The following is a 26,684-nucleotide window of genomic DNA, read 5'->3' as shown; positions in this document are numbered from 1 at the left end:
GGCACTAAGAGCTTTTACAAGCAATTTCGTCAGGGCTTTCCTCAAAACCGAAGCTTTGTGCTTCGGTTTTTTATTTTCGATAAATTACTGAAAACTCTCCACCTTCACAATATGTTCAAAAATTGTTCATTTGTGTTATTGACGCCCCTGTGTTGGGCTTCTATGTTTGATAAGGTCTTTTAAATATGCAGGTTCATCGGCTAAATTTCGCGAAACATTTTTAATAGCATAGTCAATGATTCTGAGAAAGATGTGAATGGCGTTACAAACACTGCTCTCAAACAATTTGTCTTTGGACTTCAAACGATGGTGATGTGCCTCCACGCGCACACTAATGAGCAGCGATCTGGACGTCAATGTGTTCAAACTGCTGCCATCGAGTTCTGGAGGTCAAAAATGAAACGAGCCAGCAATAGCTACAGACTCCAAATGATCAAAGAAGTAGTTACCCGTAGAGAGCGTGAAGCTTGTACGGATCCTATGGCGAGATATATTCATCAACTGATGGATGAACGCCCAACAAGTAAATTAGATGTTGAATTCAATCATCGATTTTCAGGAAATCACTTCGACGAACAAGCGGGAGGCTGGGTTAGCGACCGTTGGTCGATGAAATAACGCCAATTACCGCTCTATAGGGAAAATGGATAGGAGATTCCCGGTTCTTAAAGGACACCTTGCCGGACCGGGAATATGTAAAAGCCTAATCAGAACCGAAAGCGAAGGCGTAACCCCACAGACTGAACAAGAATTCTAGAATAAGTCTTGTTGAGGCGATGACTCATCTTGAAGCTGTTCTGGCTTCGTCTTCCCGGCCAACATCTTTCTTCTGTACCTTTGACGACACAACTTAATAACGTGCAACTGCTGAGCGGGGGTTAAGTTAAGCCAATTAAACCTTTCCTCTCTCTTTCTCATACACCCCTTGCAATACCCTTTTTCATCGGAGGTACATACTCCAACACAAGGGCTTGGGACAGTAAAAAACTCCAGTTGCTCCATACTAAAACCGCTCTTTCCATATTAGGGCGTATTGGCCTAGTTTAAATAATGAGAAGATTAGTCAGCAACAAAACTTGCTATATACTTCGTTATGTCAAAAACATACGAAACCATAACCTTATGCTGACAAAAACAGTGTTTTATTACTTATACTTACCGCGTTTATAAAAACGGAGTCTATAAAATGAAGCTTAGCCTAAAAACGTTAGTTACAGCAATCTCTCTCCCTGTTCTTATGACTGCTTGTGCTAGCAACGGTGATGATGTGAAAGAAATAACGGCTCAAGATTTGCAGCACCACAACTGGGAACTTGTTCAAGTTGATGGCAAAAATATCGTTCTAGACGAACACCAAAAAGCGGCTCGCCTAGAAATCGGTGAAAATCTAACCGCAAACGGCAACGCAGGTTGTAACAACTTCTTCGGTCAAGCCGAGTTGAAAAACAACCAACTACGCATCGAAAAAATGGGCATGACCATGAAGATGTGTATGGAAGATCAAATGAAGATCGAAAACGCAATGACACAAACACTATCTAACTGGAGCGATATCACGCTAACTAAAGATGGTCTTGTTCTGAAAAGTGCCGATCACGAATTGACGTTTACACTACGTGACTGGGTAAACTAATCCCAACTAAGTAAACCAGATAGTATCTTAAAGCAGCCAAACGGCTGCTTTTTTTATATCGATGAATCGTTAGTCATGCATGCTAAAGTCATTTAAATGGCCAACTTTCTTTCTCTTTTCGCCCTCAATTCCATGCTTTAGACATCAATTTTGCTCTGTAAAACAACCTATTCATATCTCTGGGGACAATAATTTTCAATTACTTGAAAGAATATCCTCAAACAAACGGTCCGCTCCTAAAATGACACCAAATTTGTCCTTTATTCGTTTTGCTTCACATTGAGAGTAATTCTTTGAATCAATGAGTGATTCCGTTTGGGATTGGCATTGATAATAGAGAGAGATGAATTACTATCCTTGTAACAGAGCGGAACGACTTGCGAAAACGTCAATAGAAACGAAAGCAAGCACCAAAAGACATAACACGGAATAGATATGAAAAAGCTACTCAGCAGCATTGGCATTTTAGCCACGACTTTTGCGACACCTTCTTTTGCCGATTCATCAGTGAATAGCGAATGGCAAAAAATCGAACAACAAGCCGACGGGCAATCCGTCTACTTTCATGCTTGGGGCGGAAGCCAAGAAATTAATCGCTACATACAGTGGGCGAGTAGAGAGCTAAAATCACGTTATAACGTGACGCTAAACCACGTTAAAGTAACTGATATTTCTGAGACCACTACTCGACTTATCGCAGAAAAAGCGGCAGGCAAAAACAGCGGTGGCAGTGTTGATATGGTTTGGATCAATGGCGAAAACTTCAAATCAATGAAGGATAACCAATTGCTATTTGGTCCTTTTGTCGAAGGTTTGCCAAGCTGGCAATATGTGGATAAATCTCTACCAATTGATGTGGACTTCTCCGAGCCAACAGAAGGTCTAGAAGCACCTTGGGGAGTAGGACAATTAGTGTTTATCCATGACGAGCAAACCCTCCATAACCCTCCAAAATCATTCGCAGAAATGCTGAGCTATGCAAAAGCGTTCCCGAATCGCCTGACTTACCCTCGACCACCAGAGTTTCATGGCACAAGCTTTATCAAAGCATTACTCATTGAACTGTCTAACAACGCCCCTGAGCTGCAACAACCAGTTACCGATAACACGTTTGAGCAAGTCACTCAACCGCTGTGGTCTTATCTAGATGAGTTCCATAAAGTCGCTTGGCGCGGTGGTAAGCAGTTTCCAGGCGGTACAGCAGAAACCCTTCAGCTACTAGATGATGGTCAGACTGACCTGGCGATTACCTTTAACCCGAACGCGGTTTTCTCTGCGCAGTCGAGCGGTAATCTTGCAGAGAGCACCAAAGCGTACGCAATGGACGCAGGAGCACTCTCAAATATCCACTTTTTAGCGATTCCTTGGAACGCAAATGCCAGTGCTGGTGCACAAGTTGCGATAAACTTTTTATTGAGCCCTGAAGCACAGTCTCGCAAAGGTAACCTAAACATCTGGGGCGACCCTTCGGTACTAAGCAACCAATACTTAACTGGTTCGGCCAAAAACACTCAACAATTCAAATCTATCGCTGAGCCACATCCAAGTTGGCAAGCGGCGTTGGAAAAAGAATGGTTGAAACGCTACGGGAATTAGTAAGAATCCATGTTAAGAGCGCTGTATTTAGTCATTATCGCAGTTTGTATTTTGCCTACCATTCCGGGACTACTTGGAGTGGTGGTCTCTGCGCTCGGTTATGTACCTCCTATCGGTCTACACCACTTTTCTTTTGATGGCTTCAATGCCGTCTTTGATTGGGAAGGTGTTTGGACATCCATCGGGCTTACTTTCTACTCCGCCATTTTCAGTAGCTACTTGGCTTGCTTCATCGCATTTGCAATTCTACAAGCCTCTTGGGGCAGTAAGTTTTGGCGAAAAATTGAAGTTAGCCTTTCCCCACTTCTCGCGATGCCGCACGTCGCGTTTGCAATTGGCTTTGCGTTCTTGTTTGCCCCAACTGGTATGGGCGTTCGTGTTCTCAACCAACTGTTTGGTTACGACCCGAATGCACAAACGGTGAATGACTTAGCATTGCTGATTAAGGACCCACATGCACTCGGTTTGATCATCATACTTGCGATTAAAGAAGTGCCGTTTTTATTGTTGATGAGTATTCCGATCCTTCAGCAATTGAAAGTCGATAAGGTTGAAAAAGTCAGTCACTCGATGGGCTACAGTTCCGCGCAAGCGTGGTGGAAATGCGTATTTCCGCAATGGTTAGCAAAACTTCGTTTCCCAATGCTGGCGGTATTGGCTTACAGTTTGTCCGTTGTCGATGTCGCCCTGATTATTGGCCCTACCAACCCACCCACGTTTGCGGTTTTGGTATGGCAATGGTTTAACGATCCAGATTTATCGCTCCTACCAAGAGCTGCCGCTGGCGCAGTAATACTGTTTGCGATCGCTAGCCTTTTGATTGGATTTGCACGCTTAATGGAATGGTGTATTACCAAAGGCTTCAAACGCTGGCAGTACTCTGGTCGAAACGGGTTTCGTTTACCCGGTAAAACCCTATTTTCACTGGTCGCGCTACTTGCACTTCTAATGATTCCACTCATGGTGCTGTGGAGCTTTGCCCAACGTTGGCGCTTTCCAGATTTGCTCCCAAGCCGTTACAGCCTGCGTTTTTGGGAATACGAATGGCACAGTATTCTAGGGACTCTAGAACAAAGTATGTCAATCGCCCTAATCAGCGCGACTGTCGCGCTAGTTCTTGCTTTAATAGCACATGAGTATCGTCTCCGTTATCGCTGGCAGGTGCCCGGTTACATCATCGCCATCCCAATGCTGATTCCTCAGCTATCCGTGCTATTCGGTATGCAAGTAGTGACGCTGTACTTAAACAGTAATGCGTATTTCTTTTGGGTATGTTGGGCGCATGTATTCTTTGCGTTCCCATTTATTTACCTCTCGCTAGACGGTCCGTGGCGCAGCTTCGATAACGGCTTAACTCGCGTCGCACTCAGCTTGGGTAAATCACCGATGCAAGCTTGGTTAAAAGTGAAACTGCCAATCCTCCTGCCTGCAATTGCATTCGCGTGGGCTGTCGGTATTAGTGTCAGCCTGGCGCAATACCTACCAACATTGGTGCTAGGGGCTGGGCGCATTAGCACCATCACAACCGAAGCCGTTGCACTATCCAGTGGTTTTGACCGACGTGTCACCGCTATTTACGCCATTTGGCAAGCTCTGCTGCCATTCTTGTTCTTTTCTTTTGCGATACTGCTTAGCCACTTGCACAGGAAGTATCGCCGCTTGTCTATAAAAGGTTTACTACTGAATGAGTCTTTGTCTCGAAAACCTCGCCATCCGTAAAACCAATGGCGACGCGCTTTTTTCAGCGTTCAACATGACCGTAGAAAAAGGTGAAATCGTTACCCTGATGGGGCCTAGCGGTTGTGGTAAATCCACTTTGTTGGATGCCATTGCCGGGCACCTATCCGCCGAGTTCAACTACTCTGGATCCATTACGCTTGATAACGAAAAGTTGGATGCCCTCCCTGCCCATAAGCGTCAGGTCGGTATTCTATTCCAAGAAGATTTGCTCTTCCCTCATTTAACGGTGTGGGAGAACCTTGCCTTCGCGCTACCAAACTCAATCAAAGGTGAAGAGCGTAAAGCTCACGCTATGCAAGCACTGAAGAACATTTCATTGGCCAAACTAGCAGAGTCCTTTCCTGACCAAATTTCGGGAGGGCAACGTGCCCGTATCTCATTGACTCGTATGCTGCTAGCAAAGCCAAAAGTTGCGCTACTTGATGAGCCCTATAGCAAGCTGGATAAAGACCTGCGCGTGCAATTTCGCAATTGGGTGGTCGAACAATTGCAGCAAGCGAACATCCCTACTTTGATGGTAACGCACGATGAAGACGATATTCCTGATGGCAGCCGCTGCCTAAACTGGCCGTGGGAGACAAATCATGCTTGATAGCCTGAGTATAAAGCTCATCCGCAAACCGCTGGCACTCAGTGCGAAATATCTCGATAAATGTGGTATCACTGCAAATCAGACGACAGTGTTTGGTTTTGTACTTGGCTGTTTTGCCCTGCCGGCTTTGATCACCGAACAGTACTTGTTGGCGTTGCTGTTTATTTTGCTGAACAGAATCTGTGATGGGTTAGACGGTGCACTGGCAAGGATTCAAGGCATTACCGATGCGGGTGGCTTTCTTGATATCAGCTTAGATTTTTTGTTCTATTCGTTGATTCCTTTTGGCTTTGTGCTTGCCAACCCAGAGCACAATGCCGTTGCAGGCGCATTTTTGATTTTTTCCTTCATCGGCACTGGTAGCAGCTTTTTGGCTTTTGCCATCATGGCAGGAAAACAAGGCATCGATAATCCGGTATATAAAAACAAATCGCTTTACTACATGAGCGGCTTAACCGAAGGTACAGAAACCATTGGCTGCTTGGTTTTATTTTGTTTGCTACCGCAACACTTTGCCGTCATCGCGTATATCTTTGGCGCGGCATGCTGGTTTACTACTTTTACACGTATTTATTCAGGGTTTCATACGCTTAACGATCATTAATACTGCTTAGACAATCGCGTTTCCTTAAAGGACAGGCCGCTAAGCCACTGTTTTATAAAGCACCAAAACGCAGGTTAAATTGGGGTATATACTCTTTGAATGAAGAAACCATTCGGAGGCTATATGAAAAAACAGATCAATTTAGGCATGTTGCTCACCATTACTTGTGCGCTCGTGCTTGGTGGCTGTAGCTCACCTAACCCGTACGGAGATGCATACGGCTCATCCGACACTCGCAAAGTTCAGCAGGTTTACTACGGCACAGTAGAAAAAGTAGAACCCGTAACCATTGATGCCTCTACCCAATCCAATGCCATTGGCACCATCGCTGGTGCTGCCGTGGGCGGGATCTTAGGCTCAAAAGTTGGGGGCGGTTCTGGCTCGGATATCGCTGCCATTGGTGGTGGTCTATTGGGTGGCTATGCAGGCAGCAAAGCGGCTGAAGCAACCGCGAAAAGAAATGGCGTGAATCTGACCATTCGTTTAGAGGACGGAAAGATTATCTCTATTGTTCAAGAAGCAAATCCAAACATGATTTTCCAACCAGGCCAAGCGGTCCAAATCAATGTTTCTGGTAATGACGCTAGAGTCGTTCCTCGTTAATTCGGACGAACCAAACCTTTGGCCTGCTTTAATTCAAACACCTAACCCGCGCAAGCTTACATCACTGACTTGTTAACTTGCGCGTTTCTTTTCGTATCAAACTTGATCGTCGTCAATGGAACATCAATCTCCCACACCTTTCGATGTTCAAATGACATCAAGTTGCTAGCATGAGCCCATTCCAGATAACTTTGGGCTTGTTATGACTCCGACTGTTGACCACGTACTCCTTAATATCGCGCTAAACCTCAGCTCTAATCGTTCTCACGAACAGCAATATCAAAACCTCATTGATGGGGTCGCGCAAGTATTCCCATGTGATGCGAGCTGCCTGTTTATCTTTGATGAGGATGGTTTTTTGACTCCTGTCGCGGTAAAAGGCTTATCTAGCTCGGTCTTAGGTCGTCGCTATTTCCCCAAAGCACATCCACGCTTAGATGCCATTATTCATAGCCGTGAACCGGTACGTTTCGATGCCGATTGTTCACTGCCTGATCCTTTTGACGGCACACTATTAACCGAAGACCAGTGCATTGATGTACACGATTGCATGGGCTTTAGCTTGTATGTGGAAGGCCAACTTGTTGGCGCACTAACTATGGATGCTCTAACAGTGGGCGCGTTTGATGACATTGACCCTGTCGCTATCGAAACCTTTGCAGCTTTGACCGCTGCGACATTGCGTAACATTGCGCAATTAAAAGCACTCAAAGCACAAAACCAGAAGCAAAAAAGCGTCACTCAAACCCTTATCCAGCAAGCCCGTTCTCAACATGGCGAAATGGTGGGTTTGAGTCCGCAGATCAACCAGTTAAAAAACAACATTGCGACCGTTGCTCAATCAGATTACGCGGTACTTATCACAGGAGAGACCGGTACTGGTAAAGAACTGGTCGCGCACTCGGTGCACGCGCAATCTCATCGTAGCGATAAGCCGATGATTTACGTCAACTGTGCGGCCCTGCCTGAAGGTCTGGCTGAAAGTGAACTGTTTGGCCATGTCAAAGGCGCATTTACAGGTGCTAATAGCCACCGTGCCGGTAAGTTTGAACTGGCAGACGGTGGAACGATTTTCCTTGATGAAGTGGGCGAACTGCCTTTGATTTTGCAAGCAAAATTGCTGCGCGTAATTCAGCAAGGCGAGCTGCAACGTGTAGGTAGCGATCAGCATTTGATGGTCAATGTGCGCATCATCGCAGCGACCAATCGACAACTAGAAAAAGAGGTCGAAGCTGGCACGTTTCGAGCAGACCTTTTCCACCGTTTGAACGTGTTCCCAATCCAAGTCCCCCCACTGCGTGCCCGTGACGGGGATATTCCCGTTTTAGCAGGATATTTGTTGGAAAAAGTACGCCAACAATTCAATGCACCCAATCTGCACGTTCACCCTAAAGTGTTGACTCAATTGGAATCTTTACCTTGGTACGGAAACGTGCGCGAGCTCGAACACACTTTAACTCGCGCGGCTTTACACGCCATTCAACAAGGCGCAAGCACGATCATGCTTAACCATTTCGACACCTCATTGGCTCTCGATGATGTAAAAAACACATCGCATTATCTGCCTAAAGAAAGCCAACCAATGCGAGAGCTAATAGAAAGCTATCAACGTGATTTAATTGAACATGCTTTGAGCCAAACTGGTGGCGTTTGGGCAAAAGCAGCGGAGTTTTTACAAATAGATCGAGGGAACTTATATCGGATGGGTAAAAAGCTCGGGATCAATAAATAACCGACCACAAGAAGCCGATGTGATTAAGACATCAGCTGCGTTGTCTTAATCACATCAATCACTCTCCTAAATCTGATAAAATTCAATACAAATCAACAAGATAATAATTGGCACACATTCTGCTCTCTAGTGGTCAACATCACGACTATTAAAACAATCACTGGAGAACCCAATATGTTCTGTATTCAATGTGAACAGACAATTCAAACCCCTGCTGTTAAAGGTTGTTCTTTTGCACAAGGTATGTGTGGTAAAACTTCTGAAGTATCTGACCTTCAAGACGTGTTGGTTTACACACTGCAAGGGGTTTCTTTTTGGGCATCAAAAGCACTTGAATTCAACATCATTAACGATGAAATCAACCAATGGGCACCCAAGGCATTTTTCTCTACATTGACGAACGTCAACTTCGACCCTGAACGTGTCCTAGAGCTAACTTCTCAAGCGGCAACGTACAAAGCATTGCTAAAAGAGCAAGTAATGTCTGCTGCAACACTCGCCGATACCGAAGTTGCTGACATCCCTGTTGTTGCTCACTTTGAGCTACCAAATAGCGCAGAAGCAATCTTAGCTTTTGCTCCTCAAGTCGCGGTTAACCGTGGTAAGGACCAAGTACATGAAGATGTGATTGGCCTACGCCTACTTTGCCTATACGGCCTTAAGGGTGCAGCCGCGTACATGGAGCACGCACGTGTTCTTGAGCAAACCAACAACGATATCTATGCCGAATACCATGAAATCATGGCGTGGTTGGGCACAGACCCTGAAGATCTCGGCGAACTACTTGATTGCTCAATGCGCATCGGCCTGATGAACTACAAAGTGATGGAAATGCTCGACCAAGGTGAAACAACGACCTTCGGCCATCCAGAACCAACCACGGTGAACGTCAAGCCAGTAAAAGGTAAATGTATTCTTGTTTCTGGCCATGATTTGCATGACCTAGAAAAAATCCTGCAACAGACCGAAGGCAAAGGCATTAACGTTTACACCAATGGTGAAATGCTGCCTGCACACGGCTACCCTGAGCTGAAGAAATATCCTCACCTTGTCGGCAACTACGGCAGCGCATGGCAAAACCAACAGAAAGAATTCGCAAACTTCCCTGGCGCAATCGTAATGACGTCAAACTGCTTGTTGAATCCAAATGTGGGTCAATACGCAGACCGTTTATTCACTCGTAGTATTGTTGGCTGGCCTGGTGTGGCTCACATCGAAGGCGATGATTTTAGCCAAGTGATTGAATGTGCTCTAGCGCAAGATGGTTTCCAACACGATGAAATCGAACACCACATCACGGTTGGTTTTGGTCGAAATGCACTGATGAACGCCGCCCCTGCGGTTATCGACCAAGTGAAGCAAGGCAACATCAAGCACTTCTTCCTAGTCGGCGGTTGTGACGGCGATAAAGCGGAACGTAGCTACTACACCGATTTTACGGCTGAAGCACCAGAAGACACGCTAATCCTGACCTTGGCGTGTGGTAAGTTCCGCTTCAACAAGAATACGTTTGGCGATATCAACGGCATTCCTCGCCTATTGGATGTGGGCCAATGTAACGATGCTTACTCTGCAATCCAGCTTGCACTTGCACTGGCGAAAGAGTTTGACTGTGACATCAATGAACTGCCACTCACGCTTGTGCTTTCTTGGTTCGAGCAAAAAGCGATCGTTATCTTGCTAACGCTATTTGCATTGGGCGTGAAAGGCATTTACACAGGCCCCACTGCACCGGCATTCCTAACGCCAAACCTAATCGCCATCATCCAAGAGAAGTTCGATATGCGCAGTATTGGCAATGTTCAGGATGATCTAAAAGCCATCCTAGCAGCCTAATAAACCTGCTTGTTCGCGCCTCCTTACGTGGAGGCGCTATCTATTTCGAACTAAAAATAGCCACAACCAAAGAGATTGTTATGTTTTTTGAATGGCAAGGTAACCAACCCGTCACACTCCGTTGCATCGACAAATACTTCGAAACACACGACACCGTCAGCATAAAATTGGCCGAACTAACCGAATCACTTCTGTTTCAGTTTAAGCCAGGCCAGTTTATTAACTTAGGCGTCGAAATTGATGGAAAAATGGAGTTTCGTGCCTATTCAATCAGCTCAATCAATGAAGACGATCACCTTCAACTCACCATCAAACGAGTATCTGGCGGTAAAGTATCGAACTACATCGTTGACTCGCTGCTGCTCGGTGATACCGTTCAAGCATTACCACCAGCGGGCGAGTTTAACTGCATTGACCACCCACCCGTTTTACGTAATGGCGAAACAAAAGCCTTGCTTATCAGTGCAGGTTGCGGCGTCACGCCCGTATTTTCGATGGCAAAACACTGGCTGAGTAATCAAGATGAAAACGACAACGATGTGGACATCGCATTTCTTCATATTGCACGCAGCCCAGAAGAGACGATTTACTACGACCAGCTAGAAACGTTCGACGCTGTGTATCCCAACTTCCATTTAAAGCTGTTGCTGAAAAACCGAGAAGGAACATCGCACCCACAAGGTCGTTTGAATGCCGACTGGCTTAAAGAGCTTGTTCCTGATTTCAAACAGCGCACCGTTTACCTGTGTGGTCCAAGCCAGTTTATGCAAGATGTTCACGGCTATTTGAATGACCTTGGTTTTGACATGATGAACTTCTACCAAGAGAGTTTTACGCCAGCGACTGGCGCAGAAACATCGGTCTCCGATGAGACGGTTAACGTTTTTGTTCCTGATTTTGCTCAAAGCATCGATGCGCAAAAAGGTCAGGTACTGGCCGATGTGCTCGAAGGCGCAGGTTTACCATTAATCGTCGCTTGTCGTAGCGGCATTTGTGGCTCATGCAAATGCAAGGTTCGTCAAGGCAACGTCTCTTCCACCAGCCTAGAAACATTAACGCCAGAAGAAATTGAACAAGGCTATGTGCTCGCCTGCTCATCAACCATCGAAGCGGATCTTGAAGTGCAGATTGGTTAGTTTTCCAAATACAAAAAAGCGCCGCGATACGTCTGTCTAGTTGTTTCGCGGCGCTTTTTTTGATGTTACTTCTGTTGCAACAAAAGTCTTTTAGCTAAACAACAACACTTTCAATGCTGCTTCGCTGTCTACGTCCGTAAACTCTGGCGGGTTATCCAGACGCTCACGGAATGTCAACTCTGGCGCTTCTTCTTTCATGCTTTCAATCAAGAAGTCGCTTGTCACAGATGGCGAGTTCACACATGCCATCACTTGACCACCGTCTGCCAACAAATCCGGCAACCGACGTAAAATCTTTTTGTAATCTTTAGTCAGCGCAAAGCTGCCTTTCTGGAATGAAGGCGGATCGATGATAATCAAGTCATACTGACCAGATTTCTTAATCTTACCCCACGATTTAAAGATATCGTGCCCCATAAAGCTTACCTGGTTGATGTTATGACCATTTAGCTTGTGGTTCTCACGACCTTTAGACAGCGACGCTTTTGCCATGTCGACGTTAACCACTTTATCTGCGCCACCCGCAATGGCAGCGACAGAAAAGCCACACGTGTAAGCAAACAAGTTAAGCACGTTTTTATGCTTCGCATTTTCCCGTACCCAATCACGACCGTAGCGCATGTCCAAAAACAGACCGAAGTTTTGATTGCGGCCAATATCCAATTGGTATTTCAAACCGCTTTCTTCAACGACAGGGCGAGCGTCTAATTCACCGACAAGCACTTCTGAAGGCGCACCATCGGCATAACGGTGCTGAAGAACCATAGTGCGACCTTGCTTGTCTGCCCACAGTGGTGATTGTGCCAACGCATTGAGGCCGTTTTTCAGCTCAGCGAGAAACGCGTCGTCGACTTCTTTAAACAAGTTGATAATCACCTGACCTTGTAACCAATCACAGGTGATTTGCTCTAGGCCCTCAAAACGACGGCCACGACCATGAAACAGTCGACGAATTTCGTTAGGAGCTTGCGCGAGCTCGGTTTCTAGATGCTGAAAGAACAGCGGAAGTTGTGATGCTTGCATCGAGTTCTCTTATTAGTTTTCTTTGTGACGGTTATTTGATCGTAGGCCAGTTCAGTTCCCAAGGGGAAAGCCAAGTATCCAAACCCTGAGAGACTATTTCACTGAGCCATTTGTTACCCAGCACTTGGTATTCTCGTGGGTCGCAAACAAAGCGATATTGCTCATCTCGGTATTGGAAGCAAAGTGAAAATGCATGCAGATAACCGCGATCAGCCTCATTGCCTGCATTGTAAATCGGGTCGCCAACAATACCTGAGCCAACCGATTTTAATGCCACGCGGATTTGATGCGTTTTACCAGTGTGTGGCTTACATAAAAATAGGCGCTCTCCGGGCTCTGCCGCAAGAGAGAAAAACTGGGTGACGGCTGGGTTGTTTTTGCTGTTGACCAGCTTCCATGATGAACGGCGCGAACGCTCCATATCACCAACGACCAAACCTTGTTTCTTTTTCGGCTTTTTAGAGCCAATCGCCAGATAGAACTTTTCCACTTGGCGGTCAGCAAAAGCTTGCGATAACGCACTAGCCGCTTTGGCGTTGCGTCCGAGGAGCAGAATACCCGATGTCATTTTATCCAAGCGATGGATAAGATAAAGCTGCTCATCACCACTCTGCTTAGCCACTTCTTGCAGCAGCATTGTGTCGCCATCGTCTTTATGAACAGAGACGTTGGGATGCTTATTGATGATCAGAAAATCGGGATGGGTATGTAGAATATCGAACATAAAAAACTGGCTCCACGTTTGGAGCCAGCAGTATACATAAGTTACCGGACAAAGCTATCGAGGCTTGCCCTAAGGTCTTTGCTAAAGCTTCTTAGAGAAAATGCCAGCAAGACCAATGATTGCGATACCCAGCAGCATGATTTCACCTTTGCCACTGTCAAAGCCAGACTTAATCCCCATGAAGGCAACAATAGCAATCGCAACAGGAATCAGGTATTTAACTAGGTTGTACCACAATCCAAATAGCGGGAAGGATACTTCGCCGTCATTAGTGATCTCTTTTTCTAGCTCAGCACGGCTTAGGCGCCATCCAGCAAAGATACAAACCAACATACCACCAACCGCTAAGAAGATTTTGTCCGTTAGCAAGTCGAAGATATCAAAGGCACCGGTACCAAACAGCGTTGGTCCCATTCCACCTAACGATAGTGACGCAAAAATACATAATGCCGCCATAACTGCACTTGCAGACAGAACTGCGTTCGAGCGCTTCATGCCTTTCTCGTCAATTAGGTAAGACACGACAACTTCCAATAGTGATACTGAAGAAGTTAATGCCGCCACCGTCAAACCGATGAAAAATAGCAACGCGAATAGCAACCCAATCACACCGCCCATTTCAGCAAATAGCTGAGGAACGACAACGAATACAAGACCAGGGCCTGCTGCAGGCTCCATGCCAAAGGCAAACATTGCTGGGAACATAGCAACACCAGCAAGAATCGCGACACCTGTATCCATCGCAGTAACCATACCGGTTGTTTGAACTAGGTTCTCTTTCTTCTTCAGGTAAGAACCGTACGTCATCATACAACCCATACCTAAGCTAAGTGAGAAGAACGCCTGCCCTAGTGCAGCAAGAACTACGTTGCTGTCGACTTTAGAAAAGTCCGGCATGAATAAGAACTCAAGGCCAGCCATTGCACCTGGCAGCATCAAGCCTTTAACAGAAACAACGATTAGGATTAAGAACAGAAGCGGCATCAGAACCTTACCGGCTTTCTCAATACCACCCGAAATCCCTTTCATCACGATCATGACGTTAAGGAACAGGTAAACACCCATCCACATTAAAGGTTGAATCGGATCTGAGATGAAACCGCCAAAGCTGTCGCCAATTGCTTCTGGCGCGCTGAGTAGACCACCGCCCACTTTAAAGATGTAGGCCAATGCCCAACCACCAACCACTGGGTAGAAGCCCATGATCAAAAGACCACTGAAGACTCCCATAACGCCAGTGAACGTCCAGCGTCGGTCAGTTGTTTTGAATGCACCTACGGCAGAAAGACCTGTCTTACGACCAATAGCGAACTCTGTCAGCATCACGCTAAAGCCGATAAAAATTACAAAGATAAGATAGATAGCAACGAATGCACCGCCGCCACTCTCACCTGCTGTGTAAGGGAATTTCCATATATTGCCTAAACCGACAGCGGAACCCGCTGCTGCCATTACGAAGCCTAGTTTAGACCCCCACGTATCACGTGATGCTGCTGTATTAGTTGTAGCCACGCTTTTTCTCCAAAATTAGTTTGTTGTGTATGCATAGAGATAGGCGTCTAAAAAGTTTATGTAAAAATTATTGTACACTTATAAAATAAGCGTTCGACGCACTATGTCTAGAAAGTAAAGCAGCTCCCCTTTAAAATTGGAACCCCAAAAAAGTACATTTATCGCACAAGTGTCGAGTTACGCAGGTTAAATGCTGCTTTTTTGTTCAAAAGTTAAAGAATGGCCTTATTTTTCACATTAAAATAACAGAATCAGCTGTTATGAAATTCGTTCCTCATATAAGGTCAATCCCACGTCTAAATGGGAAATCTATTCCCCCAACCCACTTTTATGCTTAATATCCTAGAAGGGCATATTACTCTGAGCGTATATGGACAAGTTTTATCACTTTCTTACTTTAGCTGGCATCGGGCTATATTGGTTACTGGTCGCAGGTGTGACCATTCGTGTCGTTTTAAAGCGCCGTGCAGTGAGCGTGTCTTTAGCTTGGCTAATGATCATTTATATCCTTCCCGTTCTGGGTGTCGCATGTTATTTCCTCTTCGGTGAACTGAACTTAGGCAGAAAACGAGCCGAACGTGCGAAAGAGATGTTTACACCATTCGAGAAATGGTTCAGTCAGCTTAACGACTGTAACGCGCACAACCCAGAAACGATGGGAAGGCACATCTACCGAATTGATGAACTTTGTAACAACCGCCTTGGTCTTCCCGCATTGAGCGGTAATACATTGTCGCTGCAACAGTCACCTAATGAGATTTTGCATTCCATTATTGAAGACATCGAAAACGCGCAGAGCAGTATTCGAATGGTATTCTACATTTGGCATCCGGGTGGTTTGGCTGACTCTGTCGCTTCTGCACTTATCCAAGCGGCTAAACGCGGCGTAGATGTCAAACTATTGCTCGATTCAGCAGGTAGTCCACGTTTTTTCAGAAGTCCTTGGTATCGAATGATGCAGGATGCTGGAATTGAAGTTATTCAAGCGCTAGAAGTGAAGATGTGGCGTATTTTCTTACGTCGTCTTGATCTTCGCCAACATCGCAAGATCATCGTAATTGATGATGAAATTGCTTATACCGGTTCAATGAACCTGGTTGACCCGGCTTACTTCAAGCAAAACAGTGGCGTCGGGCATTGGGTGGACATCATGGTTCGCATTACGGGACCAACGGTAAACGTATTGAGTGCCATCCACTGTTGGGATTGGGAAGTCGAAACTGGCGAACGCCATTTACCGAGACTACCTGAATGTAAAATCGATGAGAGTGAATTCCAACACCCTATTCAGGTTGTGCCTTCTGGCCCAGGTATGCCGGAATATCTGATCTATCAAGTATTAACATTGGCAATAAACCAAGCCAATCGCTCGGTACGAATCACAACACCATATTTCGTGCCCAATGCTGATTTACTCGAAACGTTAAAGATGACAGCACAACGAGGCATTGACGTTGAACTCATTATTCCCCATAAAAATGACTCTATGATGGTGCAATGGGCGTCACGCGCTTTTTATAGTGAGCTCTTGAGTGCAGGGGTCAAGATTTATGAGTTTTATGGTGGTTTGCTGCATACAAAATCTGTCGTAATTGACGACCAATTCTGTTTAGTTGGCACCGTAAACATGGATATGCGCAGCTTGTGGCTGAACTTCGAAGTGACCCTCGCCGTTGATGACGAAGAGTTCACCAAGCAAATGTCTTGGTTACAAGATAGCTATATTAAGCAATCTCACACTGTTGTATTGGAAGAATGGGAGAAAAGGAGCCTATTTTCTCGGTTCTTAGAGCGAGTGTTCTATCTCTTCAACCCACTCCTCTAATACCTCAAATACACCGACTAAAAAACCTCCAGCGCTACATGCATCCTGCTGGAGGTTTGTTCTTTTAGCTCCCTATGTACACGATACCTCTCGACATCATTACCTGTTCATCTTGGCTGTTATTGGCTGATAGTTGACTTTTCCCTTGCATAACCTACGTCGTCCATGTTTTAAATATTCAAAACCGCAATATTTAAGACAGGGAACTTTTATGTCAGAGGGAAAAAAAACCAAACTCATTACCGCTGGCCGCGATAAAAAGTGGACAAATGGTGTTGTAAACCCACCCGTTCAACGCGCTTCAACTGTGGTATTCAATACCGTTGCAGAAAAGAACCAAGCCACCATTAATCGTGCAAACAAAACGTTGTTTTATGGTCGCCGAGGCACCAACACGCACTTTGCTTTCCAAGACGCAATGGTTGAGATTGAAGGTGGAGCTGGTTGCGCGCTTTACCCTTGTGGAACGGCAGCAATTTCAAACACCATCCTCTCTTTCGTTGAAACTGGCGATCACATTCTAATGGTGGACACTTGTTACGAACCAACTCGTGACTTTTGTAACACCATCATGAAGAAAATGGGCATCGAAACCACCTATTATGACCCAATGATCGGTGAAGGTATCCGAGACTTGATTCAGCCGAATACCAAAGTCCTTTTCTTGGAGTCTCCTGGTTCAATAACCATGGAAGTCCAAGATGTGCCTACATTAGCGCGCATTGCCCACGAGCAAGATATCATCGTGATGCTAGACAACACATGGGGAGCTGGCGTGAACTTCTCTCCTTTCGAGCATGGCGTAGACATTTCCATTCAAGCGGCAACTAAGTATATCGTTGGACATTCAGATGTCATGCTAGGTACTGCTGTGGCTTCTGAAAAGTATTGGGATCAGCTTCGTGAACAAAGCTACCTGATGGGTCAGTGCGTTTCTCCTGACGACGCATACCTAGGTCTTCGAGGTATTCGCACGTTGGATGTTCGCCTAAGACAGCACGCAGAAAGCAGTTTAAAAGTCGCTCAGTGGCTCGCTTCTCGCCCAGAAGTTGATCATGTCCGCCATCCAGCTTTAGAAACAAATCCTGGCCATGAGTTTTTCAAACGAGACTTCACAGGTGGAAACGGCTTGTTTTCATTTGTTCTCAAAACGTCTTATCCAAAAGCGACGACGGCTCTGCTTGATGGCATGAAACACTTCAGTATGGGTTACTCTTGGGGCGGTTATGAAAGCCTCATTCTAGCTAACGAACCTAAGAGCTTTAACAGCCTGAGAACCATAGCTCACCCACACTTTGAAGGTACTTTGGTTCGTATTCATATTGGCTTAGAAGACGTGAATGACTTGATCGCTGATTTAGAGGCTGGTTTTGCGCGTTATTACGCCTTAATGCTTGAAAAAGAAGCCTCCCTATAACAATGATTGAATCGCCCTGCATTGCGGGGCGTTTTTATAAACCCCTGACTTAATTAGAATTAACTAACATTCACCCGAGCCATTAATTAATGTTAATCATTTGTGTTGTTTTTCAATTGAGCAGTCACAGAATGAAATAATGTGCCACAAATAGGCTTTCCAAATTTAGAGTTTCTCTCCTACTTTTTATCACTCATAAGAGGTCATACCACAAGGAGATAGTTTTGAAACTCAAATTTATAGCGCTAATGCTTTTTACCTTAGTTACCGTCCCAATAACCTCCGTATACGCTGCAACAGGTTATACCCAAACCAAGTATCCGATTGTTCTGGTTCACGGTTTGTTTGGTTTTGATACCCTGGCAGGCGTTGATTACTTTTTCGGAATACCACATTCCTTAACAAAAGATGGCGCTACGGTTTATGTTGCACAGGTATCCGCGACCAATAGCAGCGAAGTTCGAGGGGAGCAACTGCTTGCTCAAGTAGAAACCTTACTTGCAGCAACAGGCGCAGAGAAAGTCAATCTCATTGGTCACAGTCATGGTGGTCCAACAACGCGCTATGTTGCCTCTGTCCGTCCTGACCTAGTCGCATCAGTTACGAGTATAGGAGGCGTTAATAAAGGGTCTAAAGTAGCCGATTTAGTTCGTGGCACCGTATCTGAGGGTTCGGGTAGTGAGCAGCTCGCGGTAAAACTGGCGCAAGGTTTAACCACTCTTATTAATCTTCTATCAGGTGGTTCTGATCTCGACCAAGACCCTTTGGCCTCATTAGCAGCATTAACCACGGAAGGATCATTAGCGTTTAACCAACACTACCCTGAGGGAGTCCCTACCAGTGAATGTGGTAATGGTGACTTGCTGGCTTCAAATGGCGTTTATTACTACTCATGGACCGGATCATCCACTTTTACAAACGTTTTCGATCCGACTGACGCTGCCATGATGGTACTTGGCTTAGCCTTTGATGGGCCAAATGATGGCTTAGTTGGTGCGTGCAGCACACATTTGGGCAAAGTCATACGTGATGATTATCAAATGAACCATTTGGATGAAATTAACGGCCTACTCGGTATTCATCATCTTTTTGAAACCGATCCAGTCACGCTTTATCGCCAACATGCAAATCGTCTCAAACTTCAAGGTTTATAAGAGGTCATCACAATGAAGAAAGTCGCTCTCACCACTTTTATCCTGCTCTCGATATTTGGCGTGGGAGCGCTTTCTCTGTTGCAAAGCGACAAACAACAAGAGATAACCTCTAACCATTCGCCATCTCAGCAAGATATAGCCGCCGATGTCTCTTCCCCAAAAGATTTCTTCGAATATTCTCTTAGCCGGCTGGGCGAAGAAGATCTCGATACGATCAAAGCGGAAGTCAATGATGACACTTTAGCAAAGCAAACTCTGAATATTGATGCCAAACTTTTTCAAACCTACCTTTCCTACAAGCAAGCACTCTCTGCATTAGAGCCTTTTGAGCACAACCACCTAACGCTTGAACAGTTAACCATGCTGAATGAAGCAATACTGAACTTACAGCTTCAATACTTTAACGAGGTGCAGATAACCCAATTGTTTGACGAAGAAAACCGACTTCGCCAACTTGCATTGGAAAAACTGACGATTAAAACACAGGCATCGGATATCGAGAGTCAGACCCACCTTCTCAATCAAGCGTTATCAGAACAACCGGATTACATACGAGAAAGTGAACGCAATAACGCATTAGCAGAGCAGCTCGAGCAAGCTTCTCAGCTTGATTCACAAGACATGTACATCGCCCGTGTTGCTCTGGTAGGAGATGCCGGAGCGCAGAGGCTGCAAAAGCTTGATGAGCAAAGAGCATCATTTAAGACTCAACTCGCCACTTACTTAAAGCAGCGTCAAAATATTCTGAATAGGGATTTTCTAGGGCAAGACGAAAAACAGGCAGAAATCATTGCTTTAAGAAAACAAAGCTTCGATGCCACTCAATGGCGTCGAATCGAAGCTTTGGAACGTATTCATGATAGCCAGAACTAACAACATTAGCTTAATAGCCAAACGTCACTTATTCTGCTTTTTAGGACATCCAACGATATGGTCATCCACCATGCCGACGGCTTGCATGAAAGCATAACAGATGGTTTCACCGACAAACTTGAAGCCTTTCTTTTTTAGGAATTTACTCATGGCTTTGGATTGCTCTGTCGAAGCTGGTACGTCACTCATATGTTGCCATTGATTGACGATTGGTTCACCGTCCACGAACTGCCACAACGCGTCTGATAAACTCCCGTATTCAGCAATTAACGCTTTGGCCGCTTTGGCATTACTAAATACCGAGTTAATCTTTCCGCGATGTCTCACAACATCGAAGTTTTCCACGATGTATTCAGCGCGTTCTTCATTTCTTTGTTCCAACGCATCTAGGTCGTAGTTCTCGAACGCTTCTCTGTAACCTTCGCGTTTTTTAAGGATGGTGATCCAGCTAAGCCCAGCTTGCGCACCTTCCAAAGTAATAAATTCAAACAGGACTTGGTCGTCATATACTGGCACGCCCCATTCGGAATCATGATATTCGCGTTCTAATGGGTGATTCATCGCCCACGCACACGTTTTTTGTTCTGTCATTATTCTTCCTTAAAAAGCGCCTCTAACTGATGAGCTAGAGGCGCGATATTTTTCATCGTTATATCAGTAGCACTAAGCCTGTTTCGGTACTGCCACTTTATGGAACAAACGATACAACACTGGCACGACAATCAGTGTCAGGACTGTCGCAAAACCCAAACCAAACATAATCGTAACCGCCATTGGTTTGAAGAAAATATCTGGCAACAGTGGGATCATACCAAGGATCGTCGTGATAGCAGCCATACAAACGGGACGGACGCGACTTACCGCAGCATCAACGACCGCGTCATAAGCCTCTTTACCGGACTTCATTTCAATTTCAATTTGGTCCAGTAATACGATGCCATTTTTGAGCACCATTCCCGATAAGCTTAAGAAGCCGAGCAATGCCATAAAACCAAACGGCGTGTTGAGTGCCAACAAACCAGTGGTGACACCAATTAACGCCAGCGGCACGGTAAGCCAAACAATGAGTGGCTCTTTGATAGAGTTAAATAGGAATACAGTGATCAAGAACATGAACAAGTACCCCATTGGCATAGTAGTAAACAGTGACTCTTGAGCATCACCTGAAGATTCGTATTCACCACCCCACTCTAAGGAATAACCTGGTGGTAATTGAATCGCTTCGATTTGGGGCTGTAAGCGTTTTTGCAACGTCGATGCGGTTTCTTCACCTAGAATATCTGGGTCTGCCATCACAGTGAGCATACGCTTACGGTTCTTACGCACAATAATAGGATCCTCCCAACGCATGTCGTAACCCATTGTGACTTGTTGAAGTGGGATAAACTCACTCTGTGCTGGACTCCATATTTTCATGCCTTCGATGTTACGAATATCAATGCGTTCATCTTCAGGTAAGCGAGCCACGATAGGCATGAGCGTAGTGCCGTCTCGGTAAAGACCTATCGTCATTCCAGAGAATGACATGGACAAGAAGTCATCGACATCTGATTTTGTAATGCCATAGCGACGTGCCTGACTCTCGTTAAACTGAGGTTCAAGAACTTGGGTTCGTTCACGCCAATCATGCCTGATATTTGTTGCCTGAGGATCGGCGTACATGATGTCCTTGACCTGAGCGGCTATCGTACGAAGGACGGTTGGATCTGAACCAATAATGCGCGCTTCAATTTTTGCACCACCACCAGGGCCTAACTCAATCTGTTTGAGCTTGTAATTGATTTCTGGGTAGTTGGCTTTTAAATACTCTCGAAACTTCGCCATTAATGGTTTTAACGCTTCGTAGTTTTCCATACGAGTGGTTATCTCACCATAAGCCGCATAACTTTTCTCTGGCGCGTACGTTAACATGAAGCGCTGTAAGCCTTTACCCGCGGTCGTCGTGATATGGTCAACATGCTCTTGCTTAGCTAACCAACTTTCTAACTCTTTAAGCGTTGTGTTGGTTGCTCGAATATCAGTTCCTTCTGGCATCCATACATCTAACTGAAAAATCGGCGTTGTCGAAGATGGGAAAAACGCTTGCTTCACAAAGGTGAACCCGTAAACACTTGCCGCTAATCCCGCAATCAGCACCACAACGGTAAACCAAGCACGACGCATACAAAACTGAAGAAACTTTTTATAAATAACGAAAATAACCCCGTTATATGGATCATTTTCTTCCCCTTCACCTTGTTTAATCTTCTGGCCTTTAAAGAAGATGTCAGCAAAGAACGGTGTCAACGAGATAGCGGTAAACCAACTCAACATCAATGAGATCAGCAGAACCGTAAACAAAGTGCCACAGTATTCACCCGTCGAGTCTTCAGACAGTCCAATGGGCGCAAATGCAGTTACAGCAATCACAGTTGCCCCAAGTAATGGCCACTTGGTTTGGGTAACGATGTCAGTCGCCGCTTGGAGTCGAGTTCGCCCTTTTTGCGTACCAATCAAAATCCCCTCAACCACGACGATTGCATTGTCCACCAACATACCTAACGCGATAACCAAGGCACCTAATGAAATCCGCTGCAAATCTATCGCGAGATACTTCATGAAAATGAACGTACCCAACACCGTCAGCAGTAAAATTAAACCGATAAGCAGACCTGAACGTAGCCCCATAAAGAACAGAAGTACGATAATGACGATACCGACAGCTTGAGCCAAGCTGACAACAAAACCGCTAACCGATTTATCCACCTCTTTAGGCTGACTGTAAATTTCCGAGATTTCGATACCAACAGGTTGTTGGTACTTTAGCTCTCCAAGGCGATGATCAAACGCTTTTCCGACTTCAACGACGTTGACGCCTTCAGCAAAAGAAACACCCACGTTTAGTGCGAGGCTGCCGTTAAAATTAATAATATTATTCGGGACTTCTACGTAACCACGTTTTATTTCCGCCACATCTTTCAAGAAGATGAGCCCCTGAGCACCCGACTCAGTAATCAACAAATCGCCTAGCTCATCCACACTCTGGAACTCGCCAGTCGGCTGAATTCTGATGTACTCATCACCAATTCTGATCGCTCCTGCGTCAGAAACTACGTTTTGCGTCGAAAGAAGATTAAACACGGTATCCGGAGCAAGACCTATACTGCTCAATTTTTTCATCGATACTTCGATGAACACTTGCTCTTGCTGTTGCCCAGATACCGAAACTTTACTCACGCCATCAACCAGTTCGAGCTCTCGGCGTAAGTAATCGACGTAATCCAGTAGCTCTTTATAGCTATAACCGTCGCCAGTCACCGCTAACAAAATCCCGTAAACATCACCAAAATCATCGATCACTTGAGGTTCATTCACACCTGGAGGCAACGTCCCTTTAAGGTCGTTCACTTTACGGCGCAACTCATCCCAAATTTGTGGTAGATCATCAGGGCCATAATTGTTCTTCATCGTGACCGTGATTTGCGATAATCCTCGGCTAGAAATCGAATTCACTTCATCAACATAAGTAAGCTGCTGAATCGATTTTTCGATTGGATACGTCACTTCTTCTTCGACTTGTTGCGGTGTCGCACCAGGGTAAGAGGTCACTACCATCGCATCTTTAATAGTAAAAGCAGGGTCCTCAAGACGCCCTAAACCAAAGAATGCGGCGATACCACCAATCAAAAATATCAGTGCAACCATCCAACTGATGACGCGATTTCGGATGAAGTACGCAGCAATACCGGTCACATCATCATCACTTTGAGGCACTGATTTATTAAGATCGCTCATAGACCGGCCTCCTGCGTAGCCATTTCCTGTATCACTTCCACTTTCATGCCATCCCTTAATCGAGAAACACCGGCAATCACAACTTTGTCTTTGAGCATGAGACCATCAAGGATTTGAATGGACGTTTTAGATGCCTTACCTGCTCGCACCTGTTTGCGCGATACCGTATTGTCGTCATTCAGTACCCAAACAAATTTGTTTTCGCGCCCCAGCTCGTCACCGTCCGCATTGAAAATGGCTTCGATAGGGACATTAATTCCTAGGTTGAGATCAAGCCCAACATTCTCGTCTTTAGAAGTTACCTCAACAGCCATACCATCTAGGATGTACTCTTCTTCCGGCATAGGAAGCGACAGTGTGACAGTAAACGTACCTGTTGTTGGATCGGGCTCAGTCGTAAATTCTTTTACCGTCGCGTTATATTCATTACCACTGGGCACGCGCACTAATGCTTTGATCGCGGTAAGCCTTTCTTCCGTTGGCGGTTGGTTCACATAGAGGCGGTCAGGAAGCTGAATCAACACTTCGACTCGCTCCAAGCTGTGAATATTAACGATATGCTGTCCGACTTGAACATTTTCGAATTGGTCGATATTAACTCGCGAAATAATCCCATCCACGGGCGCTTTTAAGGCAGTAAATGATAGACGAAGTTTGGCTAACTGAAGCTCAGCTAAGGCGATTTGTCGTTGTGCTGCAATTTCATCAAACTGAGACTTAGCTAATAGGCCTTTATCAACCAAAGGGCGTGAGCGGCGATACTGACTGTCGACAACAGAAAAACGCGCACTCGCATTATCTACATCCAACTCATAGTCAGTGGGATCTAGCGTTGCAATAACATCACCCTTCGTGACTTTGTCGCCCTCTTTTACCATGATGCGGCTGACTTCTCCTGCCACTCTGAAGCTCAAATGAGAGCGATCCGCTGCATTCGCAACCGCAGGGAAGTACAAGTTGTCATCCACCTTGTTTCCCGCTAATGACGTAACTCTAACTCGTGGCGTTTCGAGCTCTTTTTCTGGCGCCTTATCCCCACAGCCAACGAGAAAAAGCGTTGAAAGTAAAGTCGCTAGAGAGATGATTCCTTTCATATTACAACCCTCTTTCCTTAATCCACGCTCTTACCTTAATTCCGGGTTCAATTACACTGACACCCGAGATAATGATTTGGTCGCCATCGTTAAGCCCGGCTAACACTTGATTTTTGTCATTCATCTCAATTGCGGCTTTGGATACAATGCCTTGCTCATCGACACGCCAAACGTATGTTTTGCCGTTTTCTTCTAGCAACGCGGAGTTAGGAATCTTTGTCGCTCCTGCACTTTTGGACAGGAGGTAAGCATTGCCAGACATTCCCGGCAAAAGGCCAATTTCTGCTGGCCGCTCCATGACCATCGTGACTTTGTAACTGCCCGTTTTAGGGTCGGCTTCTGTATCGATTTCCTGAAAGGTTAAGTCAAAGGCTCGCTCGGGGAACGCATCAAATATCATTCTGGCAGAGACATCGCTCCCCTGCGTGTAACGATTTAGAAGATAGTCTGGGATTTGGAATATCACTTTGAGGAGTTGGTTGGACTGAATATTCATCACCCCTTCTTTCGCGGCAACATATTCATGGTTTTCTGCTGGAATGTACGAAATAGTTCCATCATATGGCGCGACAAGTTTGGTATACCTTAAGTTTGCCTTTGCTTGATTCCATTGAGCTTTTGCCGAGTTGTGGTTCGCTTTTGCCTCATCAAAATCTTGCTCAGATACTACTTGGTCTTTACGTAGCTTTTGGTATCGCTTGTATTGCACATCTGCGAGCAAAAAATTTGCCCGAGCTTGCTGTTCGAGCAGAGAATATTCATCTGGGTTTAATGACGCCAAAACATCACCTTTACTGACGACTTGACCTTCATTCACTTCTATCGTTTGAAGAAGCCCAGGAACTCGAAATGTCAGTACTGCTCTATCGCCAGCTTCCGTCGTGGCAGGAAAATGTCGCTCAAACTGGGCATTGCCAACAGATACTGTAAATAGCTTCGCAGGGCGCGATTCAGGTTCAGGAACAGGAGGAAGTTCTTTACCGCACCCCGACAAGACAGCCGAGATGGCAATAGGAATGAGCAATTTTCTCATTACATTCATCCATAAAAATTGGGGGATTATTTTTAAAGTAGATGAATTTTGAACGAACTTCCAGAGCAGAAAAGATTAATAGTGCTTTAAAATTAGTAATTTGTGATAAAAAAGCAGGCTTTATGCCTGCTTCAGTTAAATCTTCTTTGGATACAAAATGCCTAAAGCTTACTGAATTCTCTGTTCACCCTATATGTATCAGACGTAACATAAGCTTCCATGTTACGAATTTTGCCATCAAGACGGTCAAAATCCCTTTCCAACACACTGAGCAGTTGATCAGGGCTTTGCCCTTTCTGCCAAGGCTTACTTTTGAGCGTATGCTCTTGCTGCGCTCTGATATTTTCAGAATACGTTACTGGTTGCTTTTCTAACATAAACGCCATCGCGACGTACGCTAACAATACCAAAAACGTACCACCTAACAGCGCTGCAGAAATCACTACAATACGAATCAACCAAACTTCTGCACCAAAGTAGTTGGCAATACCGGCGCAAACACCGGAGATTTTGCCATTTACTGGATCACGATACAGTTCTCGATTATTCATACTTGCGTCTCCATGTTGGTGACTCAGCATCCAAGATGCGCTCCAATGTATCAACTCGGGACTGCATCGCTTCTGCTTTTTCAGATAGTACCTGAAGGCGCTCTAAATCCTGGCTCGACAGTGCACTATCTGTTTTGCGTTTGCTGCGATAGTGTAAGAAGAGCCATAGTGGAGCGACAAAGATTAAAAAGACAATCACTGGTCCTGCTATAAAAAATGCCGACATAAATGG

Annotated in this window: 24 protein-coding genes; 14 read left to right on the top strand and 10 right to left on the bottom strand. The window is 45.3% G+C overall.

All coding sequences use genetic code 11. The annotated features are described in order from the left end of the window. Window positions 1-396: 396 nt before the first annotated feature. A complete protein-coding gene (locus R7F67_RS10360; RefSeq protein WP_005386686.1) occupies window positions 397-618 on the top strand; it encodes a hypothetical protein in 222 nt (73 codons plus the stop codon). Window positions 619-753: 135 nt separating this feature from the next. Here R7F67_RS10360 and R7F67_RS10355 read toward each other — a convergent pair whose 3' ends face one another. After that, window positions 754-1,002 carry a DUF1289 domain-containing protein gene (locus R7F67_RS10355; RefSeq protein ID WP_005378062.1) on the bottom strand — a complete coding sequence of 83 codons (249 nt, stop codon included), beginning with the start codon at window positions 1,000-1,002 and terminating at the stop codon, window positions 754-756. 184 nt (window positions 1,003-1,186) lie between these two features. Between R7F67_RS10355 and R7F67_RS10350 the strand changes: the two genes are divergently transcribed. The 9 genes from R7F67_RS10350 (at window position 1,187) to R7F67_RS10310 (ending at window position 11,472) form a co-directional block, all read left to right on the top strand. Beyond that, the gene (locus R7F67_RS10350) at window positions 1,187-1,633 is read left to right on the top strand and encodes an META domain-containing protein (RefSeq protein WP_005378077.1); all 447 of its coding nucleotides are present in this window, start codon (window positions 1,187-1,189) and stop codon (window positions 1,631-1,633) included. Window positions 1,634-2,068: 435 nt separating this feature from the next. Next, window positions 2,069-3,229 (top strand): ABC transporter substrate-binding protein, encoded by a 1,161-nt coding sequence (locus R7F67_RS10345; RefSeq protein ID WP_158173801.1) that lies wholly within the window; start codon window positions 2,069-2,071, stop codon window positions 3,227-3,229. 9 nt (window positions 3,230-3,238) lie between these two features. After that, window positions 3,239-4,948 (top strand): ABC transporter permease, encoded by a 1,710-nt coding sequence (locus tag R7F67_RS10340; protein WP_213899657.1) that lies wholly within the window; start codon window positions 3,239-3,241, stop codon window positions 4,946-4,948. Then, window positions 4,914-5,561: an ATP-binding cassette domain-containing protein gene (locus tag R7F67_RS10335; protein WP_158173799.1), complete on the top strand. Its 648-nt coding sequence runs from the start codon at window positions 4,914-4,916 to the stop codon at window positions 5,559-5,561. The genes R7F67_RS10340 and R7F67_RS10335 overlap by 35 nt, the downstream gene beginning before the upstream one ends. Next, on the top strand, window positions 5,554-6,165 hold the full coding sequence (locus tag R7F67_RS10330) for a CDP-alcohol phosphatidyltransferase family protein (protein ID WP_042522015.1): 612 nt from the start codon (window positions 5,554-5,556) through the stop codon (window positions 6,163-6,165). The genes R7F67_RS10335 and R7F67_RS10330 overlap by 8 nt, the downstream gene beginning before the upstream one ends. A gap of 123 nt (window positions 6,166-6,288) precedes the next feature. Then, entirely contained in the window at window positions 6,289-6,768 is a 480-nt protein-coding gene (locus tag R7F67_RS10325) for a glycine zipper 2TM domain-containing protein (RefSeq protein ID WP_005386695.1), read from the top strand. Window positions 6,769-6,970: 202 nt separating this feature from the next. Then, a complete protein-coding gene (gene norR, locus R7F67_RS10320; RefSeq protein WP_238765142.1) occupies window positions 6,971-8,500 on the top strand; it encodes a nitric oxide reductase transcriptional regulator NorR in 1,530 nt (509 codons plus the stop codon). Window positions 8,501-8,674: 174 nt separating this feature from the next. Beyond that, entirely contained in the window at window positions 8,675-10,336 is a 1,662-nt protein-coding gene (gene hcp / locus R7F67_RS10315; RefSeq protein ID WP_025766858.1) for a hydroxylamine reductase, read from the top strand. Window positions 10,337-10,416: 80 nt separating this feature from the next. Next, window positions 10,417-11,472 carry a hybrid-cluster NAD(P)-dependent oxidoreductase gene (locus tag R7F67_RS10310; protein WP_318057169.1) on the top strand — a complete coding sequence of 352 codons (1,056 nt, stop codon included), beginning with the start codon at window positions 10,417-10,419 and terminating at the stop codon, window positions 11,470-11,472. A 90-nt stretch (window positions 11,473-11,562) separates the two neighbouring features. Here R7F67_RS10310 and R7F67_RS10305 read toward each other — a convergent pair whose 3' ends face one another. The 3 genes from R7F67_RS10305 to R7F67_RS10295 all read right to left on the bottom strand — a co-directional run bounded on the left by R7F67_RS10305 (window position 11,563) and on the right by R7F67_RS10295 (window position 14,671). Then, window positions 11,563-12,495 carry a class I SAM-dependent methyltransferase gene (locus R7F67_RS10305; RefSeq protein WP_318057168.1) on the bottom strand — a complete coding sequence of 311 codons (933 nt, stop codon included), beginning with the start codon at window positions 12,493-12,495 and terminating at the stop codon, window positions 11,563-11,565. A gap of 31 nt (window positions 12,496-12,526) precedes the next feature. Continuing rightward, entirely contained in the window at window positions 12,527-13,219 is a 693-nt protein-coding gene (locus tag R7F67_RS10300; protein ID WP_025766861.1) for a TIGR01621 family pseudouridine synthase, read from the bottom strand. An 81-nt stretch (window positions 13,220-13,300) separates the two neighbouring features. Then, complete coding sequence (locus R7F67_RS10295) at window positions 13,301-14,671, bottom strand: sodium-dependent transporter (RefSeq protein ID WP_042522154.1); 1,371 nt, start codon at window positions 14,669-14,671, stop codon at window positions 13,301-13,303. Window positions 14,672-15,101: 430 nt separating this feature from the next. Between R7F67_RS10295 and cls the strand changes: the two genes are divergently transcribed. From cls to R7F67_RS10275, 4 genes are all read left to right on the top strand, one after another. Then, window positions 15,102-16,556: a cardiolipin synthase gene (gene cls / locus R7F67_RS10290; RefSeq protein ID WP_005378105.1), complete on the top strand. Its 1,455-nt coding sequence runs from the start codon at window positions 15,102-15,104 to the stop codon at window positions 16,554-16,556. 211 nt (window positions 16,557-16,767) lie between these two features. Beyond that, window positions 16,768-17,973, top strand: coding sequence for a cystathionine beta-lyase (locus tag R7F67_RS10285; RefSeq protein WP_205390807.1), 1,206 nt, complete (start codon window positions 16,768-16,770; stop codon window positions 17,971-17,973). 248 nt (window positions 17,974-18,221) lie between these two features. Further along, window positions 18,222-19,127, top strand: coding sequence for an esterase/lipase family protein (locus tag R7F67_RS10280; protein ID WP_017820863.1), 906 nt, complete (start codon window positions 18,222-18,224; stop codon window positions 19,125-19,127). Between the two features lie 12 nt (window positions 19,128-19,139). Next, window positions 19,140-20,000, top strand: coding sequence for a lipase secretion chaperone (locus tag R7F67_RS10275; protein WP_064376947.1), 861 nt, complete (start codon window positions 19,140-19,142; stop codon window positions 19,998-20,000). A 24-nt stretch (window positions 20,001-20,024) separates the two neighbouring features. Here R7F67_RS10275 and R7F67_RS10270 read toward each other — a convergent pair whose 3' ends face one another. The 6 genes from R7F67_RS10270 to pspB form a co-directional block, all read right to left on the bottom strand. Continuing rightward, the gene (locus R7F67_RS10270) at window positions 20,025-20,591 is read right to left on the bottom strand and encodes a DNA-3-methyladenine glycosylase I (RefSeq protein ID WP_005378109.1); all 567 of its coding nucleotides are present in this window, start codon (window positions 20,589-20,591) and stop codon (window positions 20,025-20,027) included. A 72-nt stretch (window positions 20,592-20,663) separates the two neighbouring features. After that, window positions 20,664-23,774, bottom strand: coding sequence for an efflux RND transporter permease subunit VmeI (gene vmeI / locus R7F67_RS10265; protein ID WP_230238176.1), 3,111 nt, complete (start codon window positions 23,772-23,774; stop codon window positions 20,664-20,666). Continuing rightward, window positions 23,771-24,868, bottom strand: a complete 1,098-nt coding sequence (locus R7F67_RS10260; RefSeq protein ID WP_005378112.1) for an efflux RND transporter periplasmic adaptor subunit — start codon at window positions 24,866-24,868, stop codon at window positions 23,771-23,773. The genes vmeI and R7F67_RS10260 overlap by 4 nt, the downstream gene beginning before the upstream one ends. 1 nt (window position 24,869) lies before the next feature. Next, window positions 24,870-25,901 (bottom strand): efflux RND transporter periplasmic adaptor subunit, encoded by a 1,032-nt coding sequence (locus tag R7F67_RS10255; RefSeq protein ID WP_005378114.1) that lies wholly within the window; start codon window positions 25,899-25,901, stop codon window positions 24,870-24,872. 161 nt (window positions 25,902-26,062) lie between these two features. Beyond that, window positions 26,063-26,452 carry an envelope stress response membrane protein PspC gene (gene pspC / locus R7F67_RS10250; RefSeq protein WP_017634673.1) on the bottom strand — a complete coding sequence of 130 codons (390 nt, stop codon included), beginning with the start codon at window positions 26,450-26,452 and terminating at the stop codon, window positions 26,063-26,065. Then, entirely contained in the window at window positions 26,445-26,678 is a 234-nt protein-coding gene (gene pspB, locus R7F67_RS10245) for an envelope stress response membrane protein PspB (RefSeq protein WP_005378117.1), read from the bottom strand. Before pspB ends, pspC begins: the two co-directional genes overlap by 8 nt. Between the last annotated feature and the right edge of the window lie 6 nt (window positions 26,679-26,684).

Origin of the sequence: Vibrio sp. YT-17 (assembly GCF_033337375.1) — a bacterium.
Lineage (GTDB): Bacteria > Pseudomonadota > Gammaproteobacteria > Enterobacterales > Vibrionaceae > Vibrio > Vibrio alginolyticus.
Note: the sequence above shows the minus strand (reverse complement) of the source record. Positions and strands in the feature narration are given on the sequence as shown.

Bases quoted from the DNA above. Each gene is read 5' to 3' on its own strand.
- vmeI (WP_230238176.1), bottom strand. From the start codon at position 23,774: ATGAGCGATCTTAATAAATCAGTGCCTCAAAGTGATGATGATGTGACC.
- R7F67_RS10300 (WP_025766861.1), bottom strand. From the start codon at position 13,219: ATGTTCGATATTCTACATACCCATCCCGATTTTCTGATCATCAATAAG.
- R7F67_RS10330 (WP_042522015.1), top strand. From the start codon at position 5,554: ATGCTTGATAGCCTGAGTATAAAGCTCATCCGCAAACCGCTGGCACTC.
- R7F67_RS10260 (WP_005378112.1), bottom strand. From the start codon at position 24,868: ATGAAAGGAATCATCTCTCTAGCGACTTTACTTTCAACGCTTTTTCTC.
- R7F67_RS10325 (WP_005386695.1), top strand. From the start codon at position 6,289: ATGAAAAAACAGATCAATTTAGGCATGTTGCTCACCATTACTTGTGCG.
- R7F67_RS10340 (WP_213899657.1), top strand. From the start codon at position 3,239: ATGTTAAGAGCGCTGTATTTAGTCATTATCGCAGTTTGTATTTTGCCT.
- R7F67_RS10255 (WP_005378114.1), bottom strand. From the start codon at position 25,901: ATGAGAAAATTGCTCATTCCTATTGCCATCTCGGCTGTCTTGTCGGGG.
- R7F67_RS10285 (WP_205390807.1), top strand. From the start codon at position 16,768: ATGTCAGAGGGAAAAAAAACCAAACTCATTACCGCTGGCCGCGATAAA.
- R7F67_RS10305 (WP_318057168.1), bottom strand. From the start codon at position 12,495: ATGCAAGCATCACAACTTCCGCTGTTCTTTCAGCATCTAGAAACCGAG.
- pspB (WP_005378117.1), bottom strand. From the start codon at position 26,678: ATGTCGGCATTTTTTATAGCAGGACCAGTGATTGTCTTTTTAATCTTT.
- R7F67_RS10295 (WP_042522154.1), bottom strand. From the start codon at position 14,671: ATGGCAGCAGCGGGTTCCGCTGTCGGTTTAGGCAATATATGGAAATTC.
- R7F67_RS10360 (WP_005386686.1), top strand. From the start codon at position 397: ATGAAACGAGCCAGCAATAGCTACAGACTCCAAATGATCAAAGAAGTA.
- norR (WP_238765142.1), top strand. From the start codon at position 6,971: ATGACTCCGACTGTTGACCACGTACTCCTTAATATCGCGCTAAACCTC.
- cls (WP_005378105.1), top strand. From the start codon at position 15,102: ATGGACAAGTTTTATCACTTTCTTACTTTAGCTGGCATCGGGCTATAT.
- R7F67_RS10335 (WP_158173799.1), top strand. From the start codon at position 4,914: ATGAGTCTTTGTCTCGAAAACCTCGCCATCCGTAAAACCAATGGCGAC.
- hcp (WP_025766858.1), top strand. From the start codon at position 8,675: ATGTTCTGTATTCAATGTGAACAGACAATTCAAACCCCTGCTGTTAAA.
- R7F67_RS10350 (WP_005378077.1), top strand. From the start codon at position 1,187: ATGAAGCTTAGCCTAAAAACGTTAGTTACAGCAATCTCTCTCCCTGTT.
- R7F67_RS10310 (WP_318057169.1), top strand. From the start codon at position 10,417: ATGTTTTTTGAATGGCAAGGTAACCAACCCGTCACACTCCGTTGCATC.
- R7F67_RS10355 (WP_005378062.1), bottom strand. From the start codon at position 1,002: ATGGAGCAACTGGAGTTTTTTACTGTCCCAAGCCCTTGTGTTGGAGTA.
- pspC (WP_017634673.1), bottom strand. From the start codon at position 26,452: ATGAATAATCGAGAACTGTATCGTGATCCAGTAAATGGCAAAATCTCC.
- R7F67_RS10270 (WP_005378109.1), bottom strand. From the start codon at position 20,591: ATGACAGAACAAAAAACGTGTGCGTGGGCGATGAATCACCCATTAGAA.
- R7F67_RS10280 (WP_017820863.1), top strand. From the start codon at position 18,222: ATGCTTTTTACCTTAGTTACCGTCCCAATAACCTCCGTATACGCTGCA.
- R7F67_RS10275 (WP_064376947.1), top strand. From the start codon at position 19,140: ATGAAGAAAGTCGCTCTCACCACTTTTATCCTGCTCTCGATATTTGGC.
- R7F67_RS10345 (WP_158173801.1), top strand. From the start codon at position 2,069: ATGAAAAAGCTACTCAGCAGCATTGGCATTTTAGCCACGACTTTTGCG.